At 42.5% G+C, this 5,112-nt stretch carries 6 protein-coding genes; 3 read left to right on the top strand and 3 right to left on the bottom strand.

The features are described 5' to 3' along the window. The 3 genes from WBA23_RS09330 to WBA23_RS09320 form a co-directional block, all read right to left on the bottom strand. On the bottom strand, positions 1 to 592 hold a 592-nt coding region (locus WBA23_RS09330; RefSeq protein ID WP_424582007.1), incomplete at its 3' end, for a UDP-N-acetylglucosamine 1-carboxyvinyltransferase. 6 nt (positions 593 to 598) lie between these two features. Continuing rightward, positions 599 to 1,228, bottom strand: a complete 630-nt coding sequence (locus tag WBA23_RS09325; RefSeq protein WP_424582006.1) for a DUF4290 domain-containing protein — start codon at positions 1,226 to 1,228, stop codon at positions 599 to 601. 280 nt (positions 1,229 to 1,508) lie between these two features. Further along, entirely contained in the window at positions 1,509 to 3,761 is a 2,253-nt protein-coding gene (locus WBA23_RS09320; RefSeq protein WP_424582005.1) for an ATP-dependent helicase, read from the bottom strand. A gap of 164 nt (positions 3,762 to 3,925) precedes the next feature. Between WBA23_RS09320 and WBA23_RS09315 the strand changes: the two genes are divergently transcribed. The 3 genes from WBA23_RS09315 to WBA23_RS09305 form a co-directional block, all read left to right on the top strand. Next, a complete protein-coding gene (locus WBA23_RS09315; RefSeq protein WP_424582004.1) occupies positions 3,926 to 4,444 on the top strand; it encodes an immunoglobulin-like domain-containing protein in 519 nt (172 codons plus the stop codon). Between the two features lie 169 nt (positions 4,445 to 4,613). Then, positions 4,614 to 4,868, top strand: coding sequence for a 30S ribosomal protein S20 (gene rpsT / locus WBA23_RS09310; RefSeq protein ID WP_424582003.1), 255 nt, complete (start codon positions 4,614 to 4,616; stop codon positions 4,866 to 4,868). A 73-nt stretch (positions 4,869 to 4,941) separates the two neighbouring features. Beyond that, the coding region (locus tag WBA23_RS09305) for a UPF0758 domain-containing protein (protein WP_424582008.1) at positions 4,942 to 5,112 on the top strand (171 nt) is incomplete at its 3' end.

Raw genomic sequence — 5,112 nt, 5'->3', positions numbered from 1 at the left:
AGTACGGTTCGCATGCTGCATTATAGATAATCGTTTCCCCTTCGGCCATGCTTGCTGCCATCACTATATTAGCGGTTCCGGTTACGCTGGCCTCATCTAGTAGCATGTAGGTGCCTTTTAGATTAGAGGCATCAATAGTATAATAACTATCCTGAGTATCGTAATTAAATTTGGCACCCAGTTTTTCAAAGCCTAAGAAGTGGGTATCTAGTCGGCGACGACCAATTTTATCACCCCCTGGTTTAGGTAGTGAAGCTTCGCCAAACCGAGCGAGTAGGGGGCCCATTACCATAATTGAACCCCGCAGCGAGGCCGCTTGCTGCTTATACTCAGGGGTATTTAAATAGTTAATATCTACATTTTTCGCCGTAAAGCGGTATGATTCTTCGCCTAGCTTTTCTACTTCTACTCCCATTGAGGTGAGTAGCTCGATCAGCTTATTAACGTCGCGAATATTGGGTACTTTGTGGATGGTAACCGACTCGGGGGTAAGCAGTACCGCGCACAATATCTGTAAAGATTCGTTCTTTGCGCCTTGCGGAATAATTTCGCCTTTCAGGGAATGTCCGCCTTCAATTTTAAAAAATGCCATGTGGTTTTATCGTTTTCTCCGATGGTTATTTCGTCGGCCTTTATTATTATTGTTGTTATTATGATTCCGACTCTTAGGCTGATTTACTTCAAACAAGCCTTTCTCTTTCACTTCTTCTTCCGAAATCTCTAATTTACCGCGCGACATTTTCTTCATATCGCGAAGGATAATTTCGTCGTCTATATTTTCTCGGTTCCAAGTACCGTAGAATGTTTTCATTAGTTTGCCTAGGTAGATAGTTGCCGCTCGCTTTTCCTCGGCATCTTCCAATTCTCCAGCCTGCTGAATAAGCCTCTCCAGGTTTTTTCCGTAGTGGCGGTAGCGAACCGGCTCAGTGCTGTAAGGAACTCGGTCAGGTTTTTTAGTAAGAATATCAACTTCGGGTGGGGGGTAGGGCGCTTCTACATCTAAGGTAAAGTTGGTCATGATAAACAAGTCATCCCACAGTTTCTGCGTAGTTTCGTTGTTTTCTTTCACGCTAGGGTTTAACTGACGCATTAATTCAATCAGCGTGTAGGCATAGCGCTTTCGCTCTTCTCCTTCTTCTATAGTAGATAGGTAGTTGGCGAGCTTCTGGACATTGCGGCCGTATTCTTTCAAAATAATATCGGTCCGACTGGAATTGTATTCTAACATAAAAAGTAATTGAAAATTAAAAATGGACAGTTAAAAGTTAATGAAACTTTCACGATCAGCATTTTACGTATTGTGAGTTACGCAAACTCAGGTTTAGGATAAGGTTTAAAGTTAAGAATGTTATAGTGCAGATCGTTGAGCAATTCTATAGAAATGACAATATCAATCTGTTTATAAATAATAAGTTACCGATGCTACAGCAATTATTCGGTTGGATGTGCGCTGCTAAGATAACGAAGAAAACGGATTTTTGTGTAAAAATTGCTGAATGATATCCTATCTACTCCTCGTGAATTTTCAGTTTAGCAAAACTAAGTAATAATGTCTTTTCACCAAAATCGTCAAAAATAACTTTAGCCTTCCTATTGGCCCCCTGATGATCAATAGCATCAACTCGTCCAAATCCAAACTTAGGATGCTCTACTTTCATGCCCGATGTGAGCTGACTGGTATCACTAGGAGTAAAGTCAGGCGAAGCCTTATAACTACTTCTTTGTTGGGTAGACGTTCGTTGCCGATCACGCTGAATACTATTAAGCAGTACGCGGGCGTGCTTAGTATCACCCACCGGAGATCGAGAACCAAGCTCTTTATTAACCATCATATAAGCCGGATCAATCTCTTCCAGAAAACGGCTCGGTTCACAGTTTTTTAGGCGGCCAAAGCGGTAGCGAGTCAGTGCATACGATAGTGTCAACTTCTTCATGGAACGGGTGATGGCCACGTAGAACAGCCGCCGCTCTTCTTCCAAATCTTGCCGACTGGCCAGCATCATCTGCGAGGGAAACAAGTCTTCTTCCATTCCTACCGCGTATACGTAAGGAAATTCCAGCCCCTTCGCCATGTGAATGGTCATCAGCGTAACTTTATCCGGGTCATCGTCTTTATCCTGATCAGAGGAGGTAAGTAAAGCCACTTCCTGCAAAAAAGCGTTTAAACTTTTGTCTTCTACTTCAGGATCGTCCACGAACTCTTTAATCGCGTTTAGCAGTTCTTGTACGTTTTCGTAACGGCTTAATCCTTCCACCGTCTTATCTTCGTACAACTCTCGTAGCAGCCCTGAACCTTTGGCAATATGCGAGGCCGCATCAAACGCATCTTTCCGGCTTACTTCTAACCGAAACCCCTTAATCATATCGGTAAATTGGCTTAGCGCATTGCCCAGCCGTCCGGAGAAAAATTCATTAGACTTATCCAGAACATCCCAGATGTTATAACCGTTTTCGTAGGCCGTTACGATTATTTTATCAATCGAAGTAGATCCGATGCCGCGTTTGGGTAGGTTTACAATGCGTCGGAACGCCTGCTCATCGTTAGAGTTGATAGAGTAGCGCATATAGGCAATCAGATCTTTGATTTCTTTGCGCTGGTAGAACGAAAGGCCTCCAACTACTTTGTACTTGATATTGCGCTTACGCAGCGCTTCCTCCATCGCCCTTGACTGGCTGTTGGTACGGTACAGAATCACAAAATCGCGGTAGCGGGCATTCTCGTTATTCTTTGTCTCGAAGATAGAATAGGCTACGAGCCTTCCTTCTTCCTGATCGGAGGTAGCTTTAATTACCTCTACCAACTCACCAGTGTCGTTAGCTGTCCAGATGTGCTTTTTGAGCTGGGCTTTATTGCGAGCAATCACCGAGTTAGCCGCGTTGATAATATTTTGGGTAGAGCGGTAGTTTTGCTCCAACTTAAATACCTGGGCTTCGGAAAAGTCTTTCTGAAAATTGAGAATATTCTGAATATCGGCTCCCCGGAACGCATAGATACTCTGAGCATCATCTCCCACCACTGAAATATTGCGACGAACGGCGGCTAACTTCTTGGTAATTAAATACTGAGAAACGTTCGTATCTTGAAACTCATCGACCAGTACGTAGCGGAATCGTTGTTGATATTTATTCAGTACATCCAAGTGTTCGCGAAACAGCACGTTGGTATTGAAGAGCAAATCGTCAAAGTCCATCGCATCCGACTTAAAGCAACGCTCCACGTACAGCCGGTAGAGTTTCGCCATCTGCGGTTTTGCGGCCGCTTCGTCTTCCGCCCGAATAGCTGGATTATCCTGATAGGCCCGCCAGGAAACCAAGCGATTTTTAGCACTAGAAATTCGGTTAAATACTACATTGGGTTTGTATACTTTATCATCTAGTCCTATCTCCTTAAGAATATTTTTAATAAGCGTTTTAGAGTCGTCGGTATCATAAATAGTGAAGTTGTTGTGGTAGCCCAGCCTGCTGGCTTCGGCTCGTAAAATTCGGGCAAATACCGAGTGAAAGGTGCCCATCCAAAGATTACGAGCTTCGGTACCCACCACCCGCTCAATGCGATCGCGCATTTCTTTGGCGGCTTTATTCGTAAACGTTAGGGCTAGAATACTGAAAGGATCTACTTCTTTCTTTTGTATTAGATAGGCAATGCGGTAAGTAAGTACTCGAGTTTTTCCCGAACCGGCTCCCGCAATAATGAGACTGGGTCCTTCGGTATTGATAACCGCCTCACGTTGCGGCTCGTTCAAACTGTCTAAATAATCCATAATACGGTCAGGCTTAGCTACGCAAGGTACAATAAAATACGAAGACCAGAAATTGAAAACGAAGACTAGAAAGTAGATATTGAACGTTAACAATAGATAAGAAGATTCTTGAGAATGATGGAACATTAGTCAAAATAGACTTACTATCATCTTAAAATACTGACATGCTACGACTTTATATAAAGCTATCTTTGGTACTTGCCTGCTCAATAGGCTCTTGCAATCAGAACCCAGAAAAGCAGTTAGCGAAGAACTCACAGAAAACTTCGCCAAATGTTGATTCAGCATTAGTTAACAACCAGAGTCATCAAGATAAGGCGGACACTCTGGAAGATACTGTTTTTATGAAAGTTGATCGGAACACGATTAAACTCTCAGAACTTGATCAACCTATTACCTTAATTATTACCAATAATAAGTATGAAGAGGTAATGACCGGTGAACATTATACAATTGAGAAGTTAGAGAAGGGAGAATGGAAGGTGATTCCGGACGATAGATTTTTTGACGATTTAGGGTATATCTCTAAGAAGGGTTCATCTATTGACTTTGATATACATCTACTAACGGTGGGCTACCGCTACGAGCCCGGAAAGTACCGAATTACGAAAGGCTACTCAGTGAAGATTGAGGAGTATGAATACGATGATTACGAAGTGCATTCTGAGATTACGATAGAATAAATACGGAGAGTTGTGACCAATGATAGATGGGTGCAAAGCAATTAATCACTAATCATTCCCTCAGGATTGGCATTTTTTAGAAAAATTTCTAAATTTGCAGTCCTTTTAAACTAAAGCAAAAATTTTTCTGTTTTCACCAGCGAACAGAAGTAGATACATTTAAATAATTATGGCAAATCACCAATCGGCACTTAAGCGCATTCGTTCCAGTGAAGCTCGAAGGCTTCGCAACCGTTACCAGCTGAAAACTACTCGTACCTATATGAAGCGGCTTCAAGAGAGTACTGATAAGTCAGAAGCAGAAAAGTTGTATAAGGAAGTAGCGGGAATGATTGATAAGTTGGCTAAGAAAAATATCATTCACAAGAATAAGGCAGCCCACCAAAAATCGCATTTAGCCAAGCACGTGAACCAATTGTCGTAAAAAAGTACATACATCATATAGACCAGCCTTATGCTTAGCAAGCGTAAGGCTTTTTTATTTTCTTCGTCTCACTATGAAAGAAATTCATTTACGAGAACGAGGCATTTTAAGTTGGGCTGAAGAAGATCGCCCCCGCGAGAAACTACTGCTCAAGGGACGAGCCGCTCTCTCGGATGCTGAGCTAATCGCTATTTTGATTGGTTCGGGCACCCGCGATAAAAGTGCGGTAGACGTAGCCAAGACA

Origin of the sequence: Tunicatimonas sp., from assembly GCF_049647865.1 — a bacterium.
In the GTDB taxonomy this organism is placed as follows: domain Bacteria; phylum Bacteroidota; class Bacteroidia; order Cytophagales; family Cyclobacteriaceae; genus Tunicatimonas.
This window is presented reverse-complemented; position numbering and strand designations above follow the sequence as displayed.

Bases quoted from the DNA above. Each gene is read 5' to 3' on its own strand.
- WBA23_RS09325 (WP_424582006.1), bottom strand. From the start codon at position 1,228: ATGTTAGAATACAATTCCAGTCGGACCGATATTATTTTGAAAGAATAC.
- WBA23_RS09320 (WP_424582005.1), bottom strand. From the start codon at position 3,761: ATGGATTATTTAGACAGTTTGAACGAGCCGCAACGTGAGGCGGTTATC.
- WBA23_RS09315 (WP_424582004.1), top strand. From the start codon at position 3,926: ATGCTACGACTTTATATAAAGCTATCTTTGGTACTTGCCTGCTCAATA.
- rpsT (WP_424582003.1), top strand. From the start codon at position 4,614: ATGGCAAATCACCAATCGGCACTTAAGCGCATTCGTTCCAGTGAAGCT.